General features: G+C 46.4%; 15 protein-coding genes. 8 read left to right on the top strand and 7 right to left on the bottom strand.

The features are described 5' to 3' along the window. Window positions 1-44: 44 nt before the first annotated feature. Complete coding sequence (locus VR7878_RS05745; protein ID WP_077334246.1) at window positions 45-947, bottom strand: LysR family transcriptional regulator; 903 nt, start codon at window positions 945-947, stop codon at window positions 45-47. 205 nt (window positions 948-1,152) lie between these two features. Here VR7878_RS05745 and VR7878_RS05750 point away from each other — a divergent pair, with 205 nt between their 5' ends. From VR7878_RS05750 to VR7878_RS05765, 4 genes are all read left to right on the top strand, one after another. Next, window positions 1,153-2,844 carry an L-lactate permease gene (locus VR7878_RS05750; protein ID WP_077334248.1) on the top strand — a complete coding sequence of 564 codons (1,692 nt, stop codon included), beginning with the start codon at window positions 1,153-1,155 and terminating at the stop codon, window positions 2,842-2,844. A 170-nt stretch (window positions 2,845-3,014) separates the two neighbouring features. Next, window positions 3,015-3,803: a (Fe-S)-binding protein gene (locus tag VR7878_RS05755; RefSeq protein ID WP_077334250.1), complete on the top strand. Its 789-nt coding sequence runs from the start codon at window positions 3,015-3,017 to the stop codon at window positions 3,801-3,803. Then, a complete protein-coding gene (locus tag VR7878_RS05760; RefSeq protein ID WP_077334252.1) occupies window positions 3,800-5,245 on the top strand; it encodes a LutB/LldF family L-lactate oxidation iron-sulfur protein in 1,446 nt (481 codons plus the stop codon). The genes VR7878_RS05755 and VR7878_RS05760 overlap by 4 nt, the downstream gene beginning before the upstream one ends. Next, a complete protein-coding gene (locus tag VR7878_RS05765; protein WP_077334254.1) occupies window positions 5,242-5,901 on the top strand; it encodes a LutC/YkgG family protein in 660 nt (219 codons plus the stop codon). The genes VR7878_RS05760 and VR7878_RS05765 overlap by 4 nt, the downstream gene beginning before the upstream one ends. A 378-nt stretch (window positions 5,902-6,279) precedes the next feature. On the opposite strand, the gene VR7878_RS05770 is transcribed toward VR7878_RS05765, so the two are convergent. The 3 genes from VR7878_RS05770 to VR7878_RS05780 all read right to left on the bottom strand — a co-directional run bounded on the left by VR7878_RS05770 (window position 6,280) and on the right by VR7878_RS05780 (window position 9,211). Next, window positions 6,280-7,122, bottom strand: coding sequence for a hypothetical protein (locus VR7878_RS05770; protein WP_077334256.1), 843 nt, complete (start codon window positions 7,120-7,122; stop codon window positions 6,280-6,282). 604 nt (window positions 7,123-7,726) lie between these two features. Further along, window positions 7,727-8,311: a class I SAM-dependent DNA methyltransferase gene (locus tag VR7878_RS05775; RefSeq protein ID WP_077334258.1), complete on the bottom strand. Its 585-nt coding sequence runs from the start codon at window positions 8,309-8,311 to the stop codon at window positions 7,727-7,729. Between the two features lie 384 nt (window positions 8,312-8,695). Continuing rightward, window positions 8,696-9,211, bottom strand: coding sequence for a DUF3299 domain-containing protein (locus VR7878_RS05780; protein ID WP_077334260.1), 516 nt, complete (start codon window positions 9,209-9,211; stop codon window positions 8,696-8,698). A 195-nt stretch (window positions 9,212-9,406) separates the two neighbouring features. Here VR7878_RS05780 and VR7878_RS05785 point away from each other — a divergent pair, with 195 nt between their 5' ends. Then, on the top strand, window positions 9,407-10,888 hold the full coding sequence (locus VR7878_RS05785; protein ID WP_077334262.1) for an alkaline phosphatase family protein: 1,482 nt from the start codon (window positions 9,407-9,409) through the stop codon (window positions 10,886-10,888). 337 nt (window positions 10,889-11,225) lie between these two features. On the opposite strand, the gene VR7878_RS05790 is transcribed toward VR7878_RS05785, so the two are convergent. Then, complete coding sequence (locus tag VR7878_RS05790; protein WP_077334397.1) at window positions 11,226-12,182, bottom strand: transposase; 957 nt, start codon at window positions 12,180-12,182, stop codon at window positions 11,226-11,228. 321 nt (window positions 12,183-12,503) lie between these two features. Further along, window positions 12,504-13,475, bottom strand: a complete 972-nt coding sequence (locus tag VR7878_RS05795) for a DMT family transporter (RefSeq protein ID WP_205409423.1) — start codon at window positions 13,473-13,475, stop codon at window positions 12,504-12,506. A gap of 140 nt (window positions 13,476-13,615) precedes the next feature. On the opposite strand from VR7878_RS05795, the gene VR7878_RS05800 reads away from it, so the two are divergent. Beyond that, window positions 13,616-14,545, top strand: coding sequence for a LysR family transcriptional regulator (locus VR7878_RS05800; protein WP_205409424.1), 930 nt, complete (start codon window positions 13,616-13,618; stop codon window positions 14,543-14,545). A gap of 8 nt (window positions 14,546-14,553) precedes the next feature. On the opposite strand, the gene VR7878_RS05805 is transcribed toward VR7878_RS05800, so the two are convergent. Beyond that, window positions 14,554-14,994, bottom strand: coding sequence for an Lrp/AsnC family transcriptional regulator (locus VR7878_RS05805; RefSeq protein WP_077334268.1), 441 nt, complete (start codon window positions 14,992-14,994; stop codon window positions 14,554-14,556). 492 nt (window positions 14,995-15,486) lie between these two features. Here VR7878_RS05805 and VR7878_RS05815 point away from each other — a divergent pair, with 492 nt between their 5' ends. Continuing rightward, complete coding sequence (locus VR7878_RS05815) at window positions 15,487-16,461, top strand: DUF1852 domain-containing protein (protein ID WP_077334272.1); 975 nt, start codon at window positions 15,487-15,489, stop codon at window positions 16,459-16,461. Between the two features lie 31 nt (window positions 16,462-16,492). Then, entirely contained in the window at window positions 16,493-17,521 is a 1,029-nt protein-coding gene (locus VR7878_RS05820) for a methionine synthase (RefSeq protein ID WP_077334274.1), read from the top strand. Window positions 17,522-17,544 lie beyond the last annotated feature (23 nt).

Raw genomic sequence — 17,544 nt, forward strand, 5'->3', positions numbered from 1 at the left:
ATCATCATTTCATCATCAATCGTGATTGAATACCTAATCGTGATTTAATAAAAATAGTAGTCAATCTTGAGATAACTGTCGCGGATATGCTCGATCAACAACCGAATTTTATTCGGCGGCTGGCGGGTGAAGGGATAAATTGCATAAACCCCCAGCCTTTTGCCGACTTGCCGCGGGAAGAGATCAATCAATGACCCGTCCTGCAGATCAGGATAAACCAGACAGCGCGGCAGATAGGCAATGCCATAGCCGCTCAGTGCCGCCTTTCTCAGAGCCACGGCATTATCACTGGAAAAACTCCCCGAGACTTTTAATAAATAGTTGCCATCCGGCCCTTTAAATTCCCAGTCACTGGCACCGGTGGTCTGATAGACATACTGAAGACAATTGTGATTGACCAAGTCTTCCGGCTGATACGGTATCCCGGCGCGGGCAATATAACTGCTCGTGGCACAGACCACCCATTGCGAATCGATAATGTGCCGTGCAATCAGACTCGAGTCCTCCAGTAATCCGGTCCGAATCACCAAGTCATAGCCTTCACCAATCGGATCCACGAAGCGATTATCCAGCGACATATCCACGGTCAGTCCCGGATGCATCTGACAGAACTCAGCAACGGCCTCGGCTAACAGCAACTCACCGGAAATCGTCGGCACCGACATGCGGATATGCCCGCTGAGATTTTCACCGTACCCCGCCACGGCATCCAACGCTTCCTGAGTGGCTTGCTTCACATTTTTTGCACCCTGAAGCAAGGCTTTTCCCGCTTCTGTCAGGGTGAGTTTGCGCGTTGTCCGATACAAAAGTTGTGCCCCGAGCTCTTTTTCCAGACGTGCAATACGTTTGCTAACCACTGAATTAGTAAGGTTATTTTTCTCGGCAACCAGACTAAAACTACCCAGTTCAACCACGGAAGAAAATAAAATCAGATCGTCTGCTCTCATATGATTATGTCGCTTTTGGAATCAATCATTTTCATTATTTCCCTATATCCACAAAAAATAAAGCGTTAGATTCACACTGAATTAACAAAAACATCATAAATAAAAACAAATTGTAGAACCCCCCTACCCATGTGAACCGCTGTTGTGATCCATAAAACTTCGCTACACCACATGGCTCTATTCTACGAACAAGGAAGTAACCTCCATGAGTGAAACATTATTAGCCTTACTTGCTTTTTCTCCGATTGTGGTCGCCGCAATCTTGTTGGTCGGCCTGAACTGGCCCGCAAAAAAAGCGATGCCGATAGCATTCGGCCTGACCGTTGTCATTGCCTTATTCGTCTGGGACATGTCTGCCAATCGCGTCTTGGCCTCGGTACTACAGGGGCTGGGCATAACCGTTTCGGTACTCTGGATTGTCTTCGGCGCAATTTTTCTGCTCAACACTCTCAAACACAGCGGTGCCATTACCGTCATCCGAAACGGTTTTACCGATATCTCTCCGGATCGACGCATTCAGGCCATTATTATTGCCTGGTGTTTCGGCTCTTTTATTGAAGGGGCATCGGGCTTCGGCACACCTGCGGCCATTGCCGCACCACTGCTGGTTGCGATTGGTTTTCCGGCACTGGCTGCGGTTTTAATGGGGATGATGATTCAATCAACCCCCGTGTCTTTCGGTGCGGTCGGCACCCCGATTCTGGTCGGTGTCAGTAAAGGGCTCGACAGCCACAATATCAGCCAGCTTCTGACAGCGCACGGTTCCAGCTGGGAGAGCTATCTACAGCAGATTACCACCAGTGTGGCGCTGATCCATGCCACGGTCGGCACCCTGATGCCAGTGCTGATGGCGATGATGTTGACGCGCTTTTTCGGCAAAAATAAAAGCTGGACCGAAGGATTAGATATTCTGCCATTCGCCCTGTTTGCCGGACTGGCCTTCACCATCCCTTACGCGCTGACCGGAGCCCTGCTCGGCCCTGAGTTCCCCTCGCTAATCGGTGGGTTAGTCGGGCTCGCGGTGGTGGTCACGGCGGCGAAAAAAAGCTTCCTCGTGCCGCGCACAGTCTGGGATTTCCGCCCTGAGCACGAATGGCCTGGCGAATGGCTCGGCTCGCTGAAAATGGATCTGAACAGCATCCGCTCGAATCCGATGAGCCTCACCCTAGCGTGGACACCTTACCTGCTGCTTGCAGTGATTCTGGTCGCCAGCCGGGTCAGTCCTGATTTTAAAGCGCTATTACAGAGTATCAATCTCTCGTTTGCCAATATTCTCGGCGAAGCCGGTGTCAGCACCGCATTCCAGCCGTTGTATTTACCCGGAGGCATTCTGGTATTCGTCGCGCTACTTGCGGTCTTGATTCAGGCCAGAAACCCGGTGCCGATGATCCGCGCACTCGGTGAATCAAGTAAAACACTGGTCGGTGCCGGATTTGTACTGGTCTTTACCATCCCGATGGTGCGGATCTTTATCAACTCCGGCGTCAACGGTGCTGACCTTGCGAGTATGCCGGTCACCACCGCTGATTTCGCTGCCGGGCTGGTTGGCAATGCGTTTCCGGCTTTAAGTGCCACAGTCGGCGCGCTCGGTGCTTTTATCGCCGGTTCAAATACCGTCTCAAATATGATGTTCAGTCAGTTTCAGTTTGAAGTGGCTCACACGCTCTCGGTTTCAAGCGTGATTGTGATTGCTTTGCAGGCCGTCGGTGCAGCTGCCGGCAATATGATTGCGATTCACAACGTCGTGGCAGCATCAGCGACTGTCGGCCTGTTGGGCAGAGAAGGGGCAATCCTGCGCAAGACCATTATCCCAACGGCCTATTATCTCGTCGTAACCGGGTTGATCGGATTGCTGGTGATCTACGGATTTCATGCCACTGACGTCCTGATGAATTAGAACAAACTAATGAATTAGAACAAACTGATGAAATAAAACGAGCTGCCTGAAAAGTTAACAATAAGAATTACCCATTAGCCATCACTCTTCTTTCCAACCGACATTCCCCCAACGTCGTGTTTCTTTGAGGGTGATGGCCTCACTTACTCATGCATTCACTGGAGCACCTTATGAGAATTTACCCAGCGAAACCGGACAAAGTCTATTTCTACGCGACTTGTCTGGTAGACCTATTCGACCCCGATGCGGGGCTCGATGCCATCACCTTGCTCAAGCAGCAAAATATCGAAGTCATTTACGTTGAAAAACAGACCTGTTGCGGCCAACCGGCCTACACATCCGGCTATGATGATGAAGCGCAATCCGTAGCGCTGAGTCAAATCGCGCTGTTTCCCGAGTCTTACCCGGTGATTGTACTCTCCGGCTCTTGCGGGGGCATGATGCATCACCATTATCGTCGCCTGTTTGCAGGCAGCGAACAGGAAAGTATGGTTAATACCTTTTGTGACCGGGTGTTTGAATTCACCGAGTTTCTGGTGCATGTCTGCCGCGCTAAATTGCAGGATCACGGCCCGGCAACCTCCGTGGTGATGCATACCTCCTGTGCCGCCCGGCGAGAGATGAATGTCCATGTTACCGCCACCCAGCTGCTCAATCAGCTTGAACATGTTGAGCTGAAAATCCAAGACTACGAAAGCGAATGTTGTGGCTTCGGCGGGACATTCTCTGTGCGTCACCCGAACATTTCTCAAGCGATGGTGGAAGATAAAACCCGTCATATCAAAGCCACCCAAGCCGATCATCTGGTCAGTGCCGACTGGGGCTGTCTGCTCAATATCAATGGCGCACTGGATTTTCAGCATCAGCAAGGCGACCCGGCCACGCTACAGGGGCGTCATCTGGCGAGCTTCTTACTGGAAAGAACCACTACTGAGCCGACACAGGAGCAATCATCATGAGTGACTCTCCGCAACAATTTCATGCACAGGCCAAAACGGCACTGGGTGACCCACAACTACGCGCCAATTTTCGCGGTGCGATGGACTACCTCAAAGATAAACGCAAAGCTGCCTTTGCCGACCCGCAGGAAGAAAAACAGACCCGGGATCTGGCGGAAGCGATTCGCCAGCGCTGCCTGAGTAAACTGCCGCAACTCTTGGAACAACTGGAAGCCAATTGTCAGAAAAACGGTATTCAGGTGCATTGGGCCGACAATGCCGCACAGGCCAATACCATTATCGCCGGGATTGCAGAACACCATCGGGCGTCACTGATGGTCAAAGGTAAATCGATGGTCAGTGAAGAGATTGAACTCAACCATGAAATGGCCAAGCACGGGGTGACCTGTTTAGAAAGTGACATGGGCGAATACATCATTCAGCTCGACGGTGACAAGCCTTCGCATATCATCATGCCCGCCATTCACAAAAATAAGCAGGAAGTCAGTGACACGTTCCGCGATAACCTCACCGATTTTCAGCCGACTCTCGATGTGGATCGCTTAATTCAGACCGGGCGTACCCAGCTGCGGGAAAAATTCCGCACTGCGGATATCGGTTTATCCGGAGTCAATTTTGCGGTCGCCGAAACCGGCACTCTGTGTCTGGTGGAAAATGAGGGTAACGGCCGGATGTCCACCACCGTGCCGAACGTCCATATCGCCATCACCGGGATCGAAAAAGTGGTTGAATTTCTCACCGACGTGCCGCCGTTATTCAGTGCCCTCACCCGCTCTGCTACCGGTCAGGCGATCACGACCTATTTCAACATGATCACCTCCCCCCGTCGGGCTGGTGAGAAAGACGGCCCGCAAGAAGTCCATCTGGTGCTGCTCGACAACGGACGCAGCCAAGCCTATCGGGATGAAGAGCTACGCAAAACGCTGCAATGCATCCGCTGTGGTGCCTGTATGAACCACTGTCCGGTTTACACCCGCATTGGCGGCCATGCCTACGGCACGGTTTATCCCGGTCCGATTGGCAAAATCATTTCCCCGCATCTGATGGGGCTCGAAGCGACCCAGGATCTGGTCACCGCCTCCAGTTTGTGCGGCGCTTGTGGTGAAGTCTGCCCGGTTCGGATTCCGATTCCCGACATGTTATTGCGCCTGCGCCGCGAAGCAAAACACGCGCCGAAACCCGGCCTTGAAGCTATGCGCGGCCAGAAATCGGCGTACAAACCTACCGAAAAACTGGCAATGCGCAGTTTTGCGTATTCCGCCACCCACCCGACCATTTATCGAATCGGTACTCGCCTTGCCGGACAGATGCGCCATTTGATCCCGGCCAAACTGGGTCCGTGGACGCAATGCCGGAGCGCGCCGAAACCGGCCGCCAAAACCTTACATCAATTGATGAAAGAACGAGCCAACCAGCCACAGAAAGGAGGCAAGTCGTTATGAACAACGCCAGACAGCAGATTTTCAACCGGCTCAAGGCCGCCCAGCCCGCACCGCTGGAGAATGGCTCGGCAGAACGTGCCCAGCATTTCCATCCCAACGACTTCAGTCGCGAGGAAAAGCTGACCCATTTTCAGACCGCCTTAGAGTCCAACCATGCACAAGTGTTACCGATTGATCGGCAACAACTGATTGCTACCCTTCGACAATTATGCGCAGAACGTGGCTGGCAACACGCGGCGATCGGCACCGGTGGTCAGTGGCATCATGATTTTCGCCAAGGGCTGGAAACCATTCAGATAACTGAATATCAACAAACTATCGAGCAGTGGAAAGATGACTTATTCACCACTGTTGATGTCGGGCTGACCGATGCGCGAGCCGGGATTGCCGATACCGGAGCGCTGGTGCTCTGGCCGGATAACCATCAGCCACGCACGTTATCACTGGTGCCGCCATGCCACGTGGCCGTGATCCGTCAATCGACGCTGTTTAACAGTTTCTCGGAGCTGATGATCGCGCAGCAGTGGCACCAACAGATGCCAACCAACGTGGTTTTAGTCTCCGGCCCATCGAAAACCGCGGATATCCAGCAGACACTGGCTTATGGCGCACACGGGCCAAGGGAGCTCATCGTGATTGTGGTGGTGGATGAGTAGATTTTCTGGGGGCTGAGGTTTGGGGACGCGGTTACTTTTGTCGATTTCAATGGCTTCTTCGACAGCGCCCCTTGTGCTTTTTCAGAATAGAGAAGTTCCCATTCATCGAAGCTCGTATGTCTTAACAGCGACCAAATGAATTTCTCAGAATCCTCATCGTAATACTGAGAATTGAATGTCGTGGTACGGTGAATGGGGTCACTGAGTTAGAGACGATATCATCACCTCATAAATTAATAGGTGACACTATGACAAAACGAACAATACGCCTATTTAGCGCTAATTCTCCTCTAAGCATAACGCTTCAATCATCGGTGAAGCTTTGCTACGTCCGGTGCCGAAGGAGCGAAATTGATTGACTTGTTATGTCGCTTTAGCTCATACACCTGAATCACTTTTTTCACTATTGATGTCATGGGCTACCCGCCACCCTTTCTCGGTTAACTGGTAATATCCGTCCACTCGAGCTTCGAAGATACCAATTTCAACTAAATCTTTTACAACGAATATCCAATGAAGCCTCTCCTCTCTGTTTCCTTGAGATTTTCCTGAACGCCTGCACTCTTCTGGCGTTCTTTCCCAGCCCCATTGCATATCTATTGGATATCCGGGAACCCAAAGACATTCATACTCCCCCTTTGGAGCTGCGATGCGGCACAACCCCGTATCCTGGTGGTACAAGCGATAAAGTAGTTTTTTTTGATCATCAGTTAAGATTTCACTCAGGCTGTTTTGCTGCGGAGTCTTGCTAATTGCCTCCGAGAGCTCTCGGAGCATAGAAACCGTAGTTACCCTAAATAGCGTCTCGTGCTGAGAACAGGCAGTACAAAGAGCAATGGATAGTGACTTGATATGGGTTGAGGCTTCTTCTTCACTTAGCAGAAAGAAGTCCTGTGGATGATCAATCTTCGAACGAACATATTTCCACTGCTCAGTGAGTGCAGAATCCCAGCTCTCCTCCGATGGAATCTTCAAAGATTCTAACTCTGAGCGAAGATTGGACAAACAATGTCGTTCCGCAAGTTCTTCATCTGCTACATGGCTCGGAAACAATGCATTTGACGAAGTCAAACTTGCATGAGAAGGAAGATTAGACGCCCATTTTTCTACAGCCTTATGTAGATCGACAGTTAACTTATCTCTCAGGAATAGTTTAAGTACTCGATCAGCAAGTTTGGTTCCTGCATATCCAAATAACCACGCCTCAATTCCAGATACCATTACCATACCTCCATAGCTACATAACCGTTATTTAGACAACACCCTATCGTATAAACATTCTCTCATTGTTTTGTTGTTGTCATTCACCCTTTTTCGGATAGGCTTCATTGGTTCTCGTATAAGCACTTAAATACCATACATAGCATTGAATAGGTTACAGAAAACATCCAGAAAAAATTGACATCGACATGACATCCTTTGATACAGGTAGGTTTTGCAAGAAATTGCATTGTTTTAACAATCAGTAAGGTGTGATGTAGCGGTTTGGTACACGAAGCAGTAACGCTGTTGGTTTGGGACGCAATAACGTTCCTCTATGTCATTAGCACTTCCGCAACACACCAGGGAGTGAGGTTGGACGGACCATATTATTAAAGTAACCAAAAGCATCTTTTTGAGTTCAGCACACGTAATCAGGGTCGGATTGACCAAAGCGGGAAGACAGAACTTACCCAAGGTGGGTAAAGCCAAAACCCAGAAAGTATCCACATAAAAAGAACAATGCCAGTCAGCTTAACTGACTGGCATTACGCCATTACGGCGCTGTTTTTTAAAACGAGACTTGAGGTTGAGGTGACAATTGAAGCACATCAAGTTATGTTCATTATTTAATCGCTATCCCCATCATCACGGACAGAGTCGACCCTTGTTTGGTTTTGATCTTAAATACCTGAGTCACATTCACCTGCGCAAAACCAGCCTGAATCAACTCATCTTGCATCTCAACCATACCTAACCCCGACGTTCGGTCTTCATCATCAATAATCCAGTCCCAGTGCATAAACGCACTTCCCTGATTGAGCAGCGAATAAATAATCTCTAACGACTCCGCCAAATGCGGTAAAAATTCACACACAGAGACGGCAACCACCAAATCAAACTGTTTACGAAAAGCCGGATGCTGAGCAACGAGACCTCTTGTCAAAGCATCAACAACCGGCTCAACATTTGTCAGTTCTTTTTTATCGAGCTCTTCGATCATGGCCTCAGATGCATCCAATGCAACAATTGAGCGTGCTTGTGGCGACATCATCTCACTTAACAAGCCAGTTCCACATCCCAAATCCAGAATGTGTTTGCCTTCCAAATTAATATTCTTTGTTAATTCAGCAAATACTTTTTCTGTCAGCTCTCTATTGACCTGATCAGATTCCCAAGCCGTAGCGAGTTCATCCCAATCCTTCGCCATCGTGACCTCCATCCAACTCCGATTCAGGGATTAGAATAACCAAAACGGCCTTCGCTTCATAGCGTTACCGCTTCATCACCGTACAGATTTGTCACCTACGTCCCAACTCGCTATCACGAAAGTAGAAAATTGGTCACTAGACCAGCAATTCTCAGCAAAAATCGTAATCACGTCTGTCCTTCTAAAGCTGCAACAACGTCTGCTGCTATGTCTGTCCCCTGAAGACCATTTTATTTTGCTGCTATGTCTGTCCCCTGAAGACCATTTTATTTAGCTTCGTAATCGTCAAGAGCTTGCCCGTATAAAACGTAGCCTGTTTCACCTAAATCCAGATTCATCGTCTCTGTTTTAAGCTGCTGCTATGTCTGTCCCCTGAAGACCATTTTATTTAGCTTCGTAATCGTCAAGAGCTTGCCCGTATAAAACGTAGCCTGTTTCACCTAAATCCAGATTCATCGTCTCTGTTTTAAGCTGGCCGACAACATAAACAATATCCCATAATTGCCGAATCGGGGCCCCGTGCTCAAATTTGACATAAATAATCTGATTCGGTGGCGGCGGCGGGACATGAATACATGCCCCGAGAAATGGCACCAGCAGAAACTCTGTTACGGTTTTATCATCACCTTCCAATGGAATGACAAATCCTGGAATTTTCACCATTTTTCCATCCAAATCATGCCGAACCCCACCAATCTTCAATTGTGGTGGTGTATCATTATCATGATCAATGGGTGTTGTGCGAACGGGGGGCTCTTGGTGACGCTCTCCCTCAGGGATTAAATCTTCCCATGATAGCGTGATGACTGACTGTTGCTGAACCTGTGCACTAACATGCCCCGCCAGTAACCCCAAACCAATATAAAAAAATACCACCCAAGCTGCTTTTCTTCTGATCATCGATTCATCCAAAACTTTATTTTAAGGGCTGATTTATCTTGCTCATCAATATACTGAATCAATCTATAAAAAATATAGCCATACAAAAATTTAATGATTTATTCATAAATGATTCATGTTTTTCAGTGTTAATAGACAACTAATCTCAATGTGGTATCAGTGGATATTATAAGAAAGAAAACACGGAGAATTTTTGTGAAAAACACCCATATTTTATTAGCCAGTGGACTGATGGCGTCACTTGTCGGTTGTACTTCAACCAGTGGAACGTCTCAAATAAATACACCGCAAAAAAACGATGCTTGGTTTGTTCAGGCTCAGCAGCAAATAGCCAAAGCCAAAGCGAATAAACCCATTGATAAGCCAGCTAAAAATGTCATTCTGTTTGTTGGTGACGGCATGAGTGTCGGTACAATCACCGCCGCCCGCATTTATGAAGGTCAACGTCGTGGTCTGCTCGGTGAAGAGTATCAACTCGCGATGGAACAACTTCCTTATGTCGCTCTTTCTAAGACTTATAATACCGACGCACAAACCCCTGATTCAGCGGGTACGGCAAGTGCGATGGTCACCGGAGTTAAAACGAAACAAGGCATTATCAGCGTTGATGACAACGTTCAAAGAGGTTTTTGTAATACCCAAATCGGTCACGAGGCCAAAACCGCTTGGGAAATGGCTGCTGAGAAAGGACTGTCCGTTGGGGTTGTTTCAACGGCTCGCATTACACACGCAACACCAGCAACCACTTACGCACACTCAGCGGATCGTAACTGGGAAAATGACACCAAACTCCCAAACATCGCGAAAAACCAAGGTTGTATTGATATCGCGCAACAGTTGATCAATTTCAATGGTGGTAAAGGGATGGATGTTGTTTTCGGTGGCGGACGTCGTGAGTTCCTACCGGCAACAACGGTTGATCCTGAGGGTAAAAAAGGTAAACGTAAAGATGGCCGCAATCTGATTTCCGAGTGGCAGGCAAAACACCCAAATGCACAATATGTGTATGACAAAGCAGGGTTTGATACGCTCAATGGCAATACTAAACAGGCATTTGGTCTGTTTGAAAGTAGCCATATGAAGTATGAAGCTGACCGCAGAAACGGTGAACCATCGGTTGCAGAAATGACAGCTAAAGCGATTGATATTCTGTCTAAAAATAAAGATGGTTATCTGCTGATGGTTGAAGCCGGACGTATCGACCACGCCCACCACGATGGCAATGCCGCGCGAGCGTTGATTGATACTGTTGCTTATGATGATGCGATCAAAGCGGCACTAGACAAAACCAATCCAGAGGACACTCTCATCATCGTGACTGCTGACCACGCACACACCCTGATTTCAAACGGATATGCTGATCGTGGTAATCCTATTCTTGGTCTGTCCAAGAAAAATGGTCAGTATAACGTCGATGATTATGGTAAACGCTATACAACGCTGTCATACGGAAACGGTCCGGGCGCAGTCAAAGGCGCACGTTCTAACCCAACAGAACAAGAAGTGATGGATCTTGACTACAGACAACAATCTTTAGTGCGACTGTCCTCTGAAACGCACTCGGGTGAAGATGTCGCAATTTTTGCGCGCGGCCCTGAAGCTTACCTTTTCCAAGGTGCTGTAGAACAAAACTACATCTTCCATGTGATGAATGAAGCGCTGGGTTTAACCAAGTAATAATCAGATATCGAGCCTAATTGCTTGATTATTAACACAACGAAAAGTCATGCTGAGGGAGTAAACATCTTTCAGCATGGCTTTTTATTTGGACACACACTGTAGTGTAAAGGGGATTCTATCTTATTTATGTGGACACACGCTGGATTATATGGACATACATCAACAACATAGACACACAAAACATCTTCAGTTATTGAAAGTTATTGAACTTTTATTCTACATAGAAATAATAGGAAGGATTTTAATACTGCATAGATATACTAGAGTATTTTCAAAGGATCAATATATCTCTGGACATATATGTCAGATGACTCGCTGTTTATCAGGCAGAAAATTAGATAGATAATCCATGAATGCGTTGTCTATTTAATTTGATTTTTACTGAGTGTAAGTGTTCCGATGTTCCAATCCAGAGACAACGTTTTTGTTCCAGTCGAAAACACAAATCAAGACTCTCTCTTGGCTTCAAAGATAATCGAGCCAAAATCGTAGGCTGGTTAGGCTCAATATAGCCAGTTTTACCTTCCCGCATCTGTCGGCCAACCCAATCCACCCATTCAACATAATCAAGCAAACCAAATGGAATAGCATCTGACTTTTCTAACTCTACATCACGAATAAACGGCAGAAGCCCTGTGGGATTAAGTTGACGGCATTTAAGTGAATCCAATCGCCTTTTGATAGAAGTATATTGCGAGGCTTCCGGCGTCGGTGCGATACCAGCTCTGACCGGATTTAAATCTGTATATGCCATGGCAGCCAACAACGCTTTCTCATCGAGCAGAGCCTGTGATTTAAATCGTCCTTCCCAAAAGTGGCCACCACACCGATCTTCTTGATTAGCTTGTCTGGCAATACTAAAATTGAGCTCTTTCATAAACCAACTCAAGGAATATAGCCGTTCCCGCCAGAGATGAATGATTTTTTTACAAACCGGTATCTCGGCTGCTGAAGCCCGTCCCTTCAGATAACGCAAAATCTGTGGTGGTAATAGATGTTCCCTCGACCAACGTTCAATAACAACCTTATCAGAAAGCTGTTGTGCCTTTGATTGATTAATATGTACAACCAAATGATAGTGGTTACTCATCACAGCATAAGCACAGATATCGATACAATACACCTGAGCCAAAGCCAAAATGCGCTGTTCGACCCACTGACGACGGTGCCCATAAGACTGCCCCGTCAGTGGATCCTCCCCACAAAGAAAAGCACGTCGGACACAGCGAGATACACAGTGATAATAAGTAGTGGTATTGAGAGAAACAAGTTGTGCTCTGGCAATTGTCATCAGAAAATCCATATTGACGAATGAGTGCACAAAAGTATTTCAAATCATAAGGTTAAGATAAACATGGAATGTTATATGATACGTGTCATATAACATTTTTGATGTAACCTTTATGTCGATAAAGTATGACATACTTATCTAATTCTAAGGGCTCCTTGGGTGTCTGTCCCTCCATTCAAAGTATCTGTCCTCAGCCCCCTTAACTGTCTGTCTCCAGAACCAAAAAACCATGCCGGATATAAAATCTGCAGCATGGTTTTTATTTTATATAGCATCTGTCCTCGGTAGACCGTCCTAAAACGTCTGTCCCCGGTAGACCAATCAGGCCGTAGATGGCTCCGTCACCTCACTGGTCGTTACTTTCTCACAGCGCTTAACATTCACAAGCTGAACACTGATTGCGGCAAAAACCACCAGCCCCATGCCACATAAACTTAACCAGTCAGCTTGTGCTGCCTCTATGACGTCTGTCCACCATCCCATAGCGACACATAACTCAGTCAGTAAGAAAGCCATCACAGGCGTCACTGCGATAACAGAACTCACTTGTACCGTTTTCCAATACGTCAGCGATTTGGCAAAAGCCCCATAAGCTACAACAGTATTAAGGCAGCAAAACAGTGCAATCAACCACTCTTCCAATGACATTTTTAGCAAATCTGCCGGAGATGTCAGAGGCAGCATCACGACCATTGCCATGAGATAAATCCCTAACAATATATTGGATGAGTCAAGTTGCTTAAAAAGGGACTTTTGGACTAACGCATAAAGGCTCCATGCCAGCGCAGACACAAAAATAATACCCACGCCAGACAACAATGCTACCGTTTCGGTCTCGCTCCCACTTCGCAATACAGGATGGAAAAAGATCAATAACCCCGCAAACAACAAAGCGAAACATCCCCACTGTTGCCAAGAAATATATTCTTTAAAGAAAACCGCGCCACCAATCGCCAAAAATAAAGGCGCCATTTGCATACTTAATTGGGAAGATCCCGGTGTCAGATAAACCAAACTCCACGCATAGCAGGTGTAATTAATCATTAATAACACTCCAGCCAATCCCAAGCGCAGCCATTCTGAACGTTTCAATTGCCGATACTGAACTAAACGATTGTTTCGCTTTTGCCATAACCAAACGATAGCTCCGGCAACTGTAAAACGCAGCCATGTCAGTGTCACAGGATCAGCAAAATTGCTTGATAATTTCAATGCTATCGCAATCATTCCCCACGCAATCATGGTTGTACAACTCAATAACAGCCCGTATATAAAATTACGTGATACGTTCACCACTCATCCTCTCGCGAAAAATATCCTTTCTAGACATATCATGCGGTTCTCTTCTCAAACAATCCAATGCATAATGTTTCTAACAATTATGCAAAAAATGGGATAAATAGGTGTTATCGTCAGAATTACAGAATATAGAGATGAAAACATTGATGGGACTGCTCTACCTACTAGAAGAGCGGAATGTCAGTAAAGCAGCCAATCGCCTATTTTTAAGTCAATCTGCGATGAGTCGACTATTACAACGTCTGCGTGATGCATTTGACGATCCGCTGTTTATCCGGACCTCGAAAGGCATGGTTCCGACAGCAAAAGCCGCAGCGCTTGAATACCCAATTCGTCAGATGGTTGAGCAAATGGCAGCCCTTAACTCCATCCGTACTTTTTCTCCGCACCAAACTGAGCGCTCATTTCGTTTACAGACAACTCATTATCAGGCTCAGGCTTATGTGCCTTACATCGCTTCTCGGTTTTACCAAAATGCTCCAAATGCCTCGCTTGAAACCAGTACCATTACCGAAACCAGCTTGATCCACTCAACAGAACATTATGTTGATGTTGTGCTCGTCAGCAATTACATTCAGGTTCCTAATTCATTTGAACGATGCCTGCTTGGGCGAGAAAAATTCGGCTGTATTATGTCGAGAAATCATCCGCTGGCGAAGAAAGATGAAATTACATTGGATGACTATATCAGACATAACCATATTCTGGTCAGCATGGGAGGCACATCCCGAAACTTCATCAATGATGCACTAAAAGAGCAGGTCAAAGAACGACGATTTTCCTTCCGAACTCCTTATTTTCTTGCGGCCTTGGCAACTGTAGGGCAGACCGATCTACTGCTCAGTTCTAGCCGTTTACTGGCTGAACGGTTTCAAGATCAATTTGGACTGACGATTCGAGACCTCCCCTTCTCGTTCCCAGATCCGGAATATTACCTCTGCTGGCCCAAAGCACTGGCTGATGATCCCGGTAGTCAGTGGTTCCGTTCACTTTGCCGGGATGTGATACAAGATATGATTCCCTATCCAGAGAAAAATATTCAAGCAAAAGACTCGCCTGAATAAGGTTTCATTCACCGCTCATCTTTCGGTGAATCCATGACCACCATAGTGGTGATTGAATTGACTTGAGCGCATTCCCCTAGAACTTCGGAATGGAATCGCTTATAAGCCAATAAATCTTTCGTTTCTACTCGAAGTAAGTACTCATTATCACCGGTAATGTTATGGCACTCAGTTACCTCCGGTGCAAACTGTACATGCCCCTCAAATGCCAGTTGAGCACTTTTACTATGATCCGACAATCCAATAGAAACATAAGCAATAAAACCAATCTCTAGCTTATGCTTATCAATGACCGCCCGATAACCTTTAATCGTCCCATTACGTTCCAGCTCCTGAACTCTTCTTAATGTTGCCGAAGGTGATAACCCAACCCGTTCAGCAAGTTCAACATTCGAGATTCGTCCAAAGCGAGTCAGATCTTGCAATATTTTTTCGTCAAATCGATCCATCTTTCAACTCATGTGGTTAAGAGCGATGCTCGAGCTATAGTAACGATGGCGATTGTAATGTAAACCCGTTTCTTTATCGCTGTCCCCCCCCTAAAAAGGACAGTCACCTTAACAGGGCGCTCGGTTCGGTGACTGTCCTCATAAGATCGGTCTTTGTATGATCGAAAAGCGACTGTCCTCGTACCCACACAAAACTCCGTGGCAGCCTTGCAAACCAAAAACCGTCTGTCCCCATAAGTAAGAAGACCTACCTGAATCATGAATTTTTCTCATGTTGAGAGTGAAGTAAAATGAATATTAATCAACAAGCAAACCAAGTATAAAAATAGACAGCGCTTCACATAAGATAAAGAGCCATCGTGTTAAATCAGACGATTCTTCGAAAATAGCAAAAAACAGTGAAGTAACGCTTGGGAAAATAAAAAAATAACATCCCAGCGAAGAGAGTCAGGAAGTAAGTTCAGCTTTTTAAGGAATAGGATAACAATCACCATGAACGACAATTTTACATTTGCAATTAAGAGCATTTGTTTTGATGAAAATTATCAACCATCAGACAATACACGTATCACGACTAACTTTGCCAATTTGGCTCGGGGCGATAGCCGCCAAGAGAATCTGCGTAATACACTAAGAATGATTGATAATCGTTTCAACGCGTTAGCGCACTGGGATAACCCCAAAGGTGATCGCTACTCTGTCGAGCTTGAGATTATCTCTATTGATATGGATATCCAGGGCAATGGTGAAACCTTCCCATCGATTGAGGTTTTGAAAACCAATATTGTTGATCGCAAAACCAACCAACGTATTGACGGTATCGTCGGGAACAACTTTTCCTCTTACGTGCGAGACTACGATTTTAGCGTACTCCTGTTAGATCATAACAAGAATAAACCTCAGTTCAGTATTCCGGAGAACTTTGGCGATCTGCATGGAAAACTGTTTCAGTCTTTCGTCAACTCAGACATATACAAACAGCATTTCAAAAAACGTCCCGTGATCTGTCTGAGTGTCTCAGATAATAAGGTTTACCATCGCACAGGCAATCATCACCCTATTTTAGGTTTTGAATATCAGCCGAATGAGTCCTCTTTGACTGAGCAATACTTCAAAAAGATGGGCTTGCAGGTTCGTTATTTTATGCCGCCGAATAGTGCAGCGCCACTGGCGTTCTATTTCTTTGGTGACTTGTTAAACGATTACTCGAATCTTGAGCTCATCGGTACCATTAGCACTATGGAGACATTCCAAAAAATTTACCGGCCTGAAATCTATAATGCCAACGCGGTTGCAGGCGAGTCTTACCAACCGAATCTGAAGAACCGCGATCATTCATTTACTCGAATCGTTTATGACCGCGAAGAACGCAGTCAACTCGCGATTGAACAGGGGAAATTTGCTGAAGAGCACTTCATCAAACCCTATCAGGCGATACTTGAACAATGGACAGCAGCTTACGCTTAATCAATCACGAGAACGAACGGCAGAATTAACGATGAAAAAATTATTACCAACTTCAACAGCAGGCAGCTTACCGAAACCTTCTTGGCTGGCTCAACCGGAAACACTTTGGTCACCTTGGAAACTACAGGGTGACGAACTCACTGACGGTAAACAGGATGCATTACGTCTGTCCTTACACGAACAGCAACTGGCAGGGGTTAATATTGTCAGCGACGGAGAACAAACACGTCAACACTTTGTCACCACCTTTATTGAGCACCTTGATGGTGTCGATTTCGAAAATCGTAAAACGGTTAAGATTCGTAATCGCTACGAGGCAAACGTCCCAACCGTTGTCGGCCCGGTAAGCCGATCAAAGCCAGTCTTTGTCGAAGATGCTAAATTTCTGCGTCAGCAAACGAAGCAGCCGATAAAATGGGCTCTACCCGGCCCGATGACGATGATCGATACACTTTATGATGATCATTATAAAAGCCGTGAAAAACTGGCTTGGGAATTTGCCAAAATACTCAATCAAGAAGCGAAAGAGTTAGAAGCAGCGGGTGTCGATATTATTCAATTTGATGAGCCTGCTTTTAATGTATTTTTTGATGAAGTCAACGACTGGGGAATTGCCTGTTTAGAGAAAGCAATCGAAGGGCTTAAGTGTGAGACGGCTGTCCATATTTGTTATGGTTACGGAATCAAAGCCAATACGGATTGGAAAAAAACATTGGGTTCTGAGTGGCGACAGTACGAAGAGATATTCCCTAAACTGCAACAATCGAATATCGATATTATCTCACTTGAGTGCCACAACTCTCACGTACCGATTGAACTGCTTGAACTGATTCGGGGTAAGAAAGTGATGGTCGGTGCGATTGATGTCGCAACCAACACCATTGAGACCCCCGAAGAGGTTGCCAATACGCTGCGAGAAGCCCTGAAATATGTCGATGCAGATAAGCTCTATCCTTGCACCAACTGTGGTATGGCACCGCTACCTCGTGAAGTCTCTGCGGCGAAACTGAATGCCCTCAGTGCAGGCGCGGCAATTATCCGGAAAGAACTTTCGGCTTAGAGCAGTCCGTTACCCAGCCCACA

Origin of the sequence: Vibrio ruber DSM 16370, assembly GCF_900163965.1 — a bacterium.
Lineage (GTDB): Bacteria > Pseudomonadota > Gammaproteobacteria > Enterobacterales > Vibrionaceae > Vibrio > Vibrio ruber.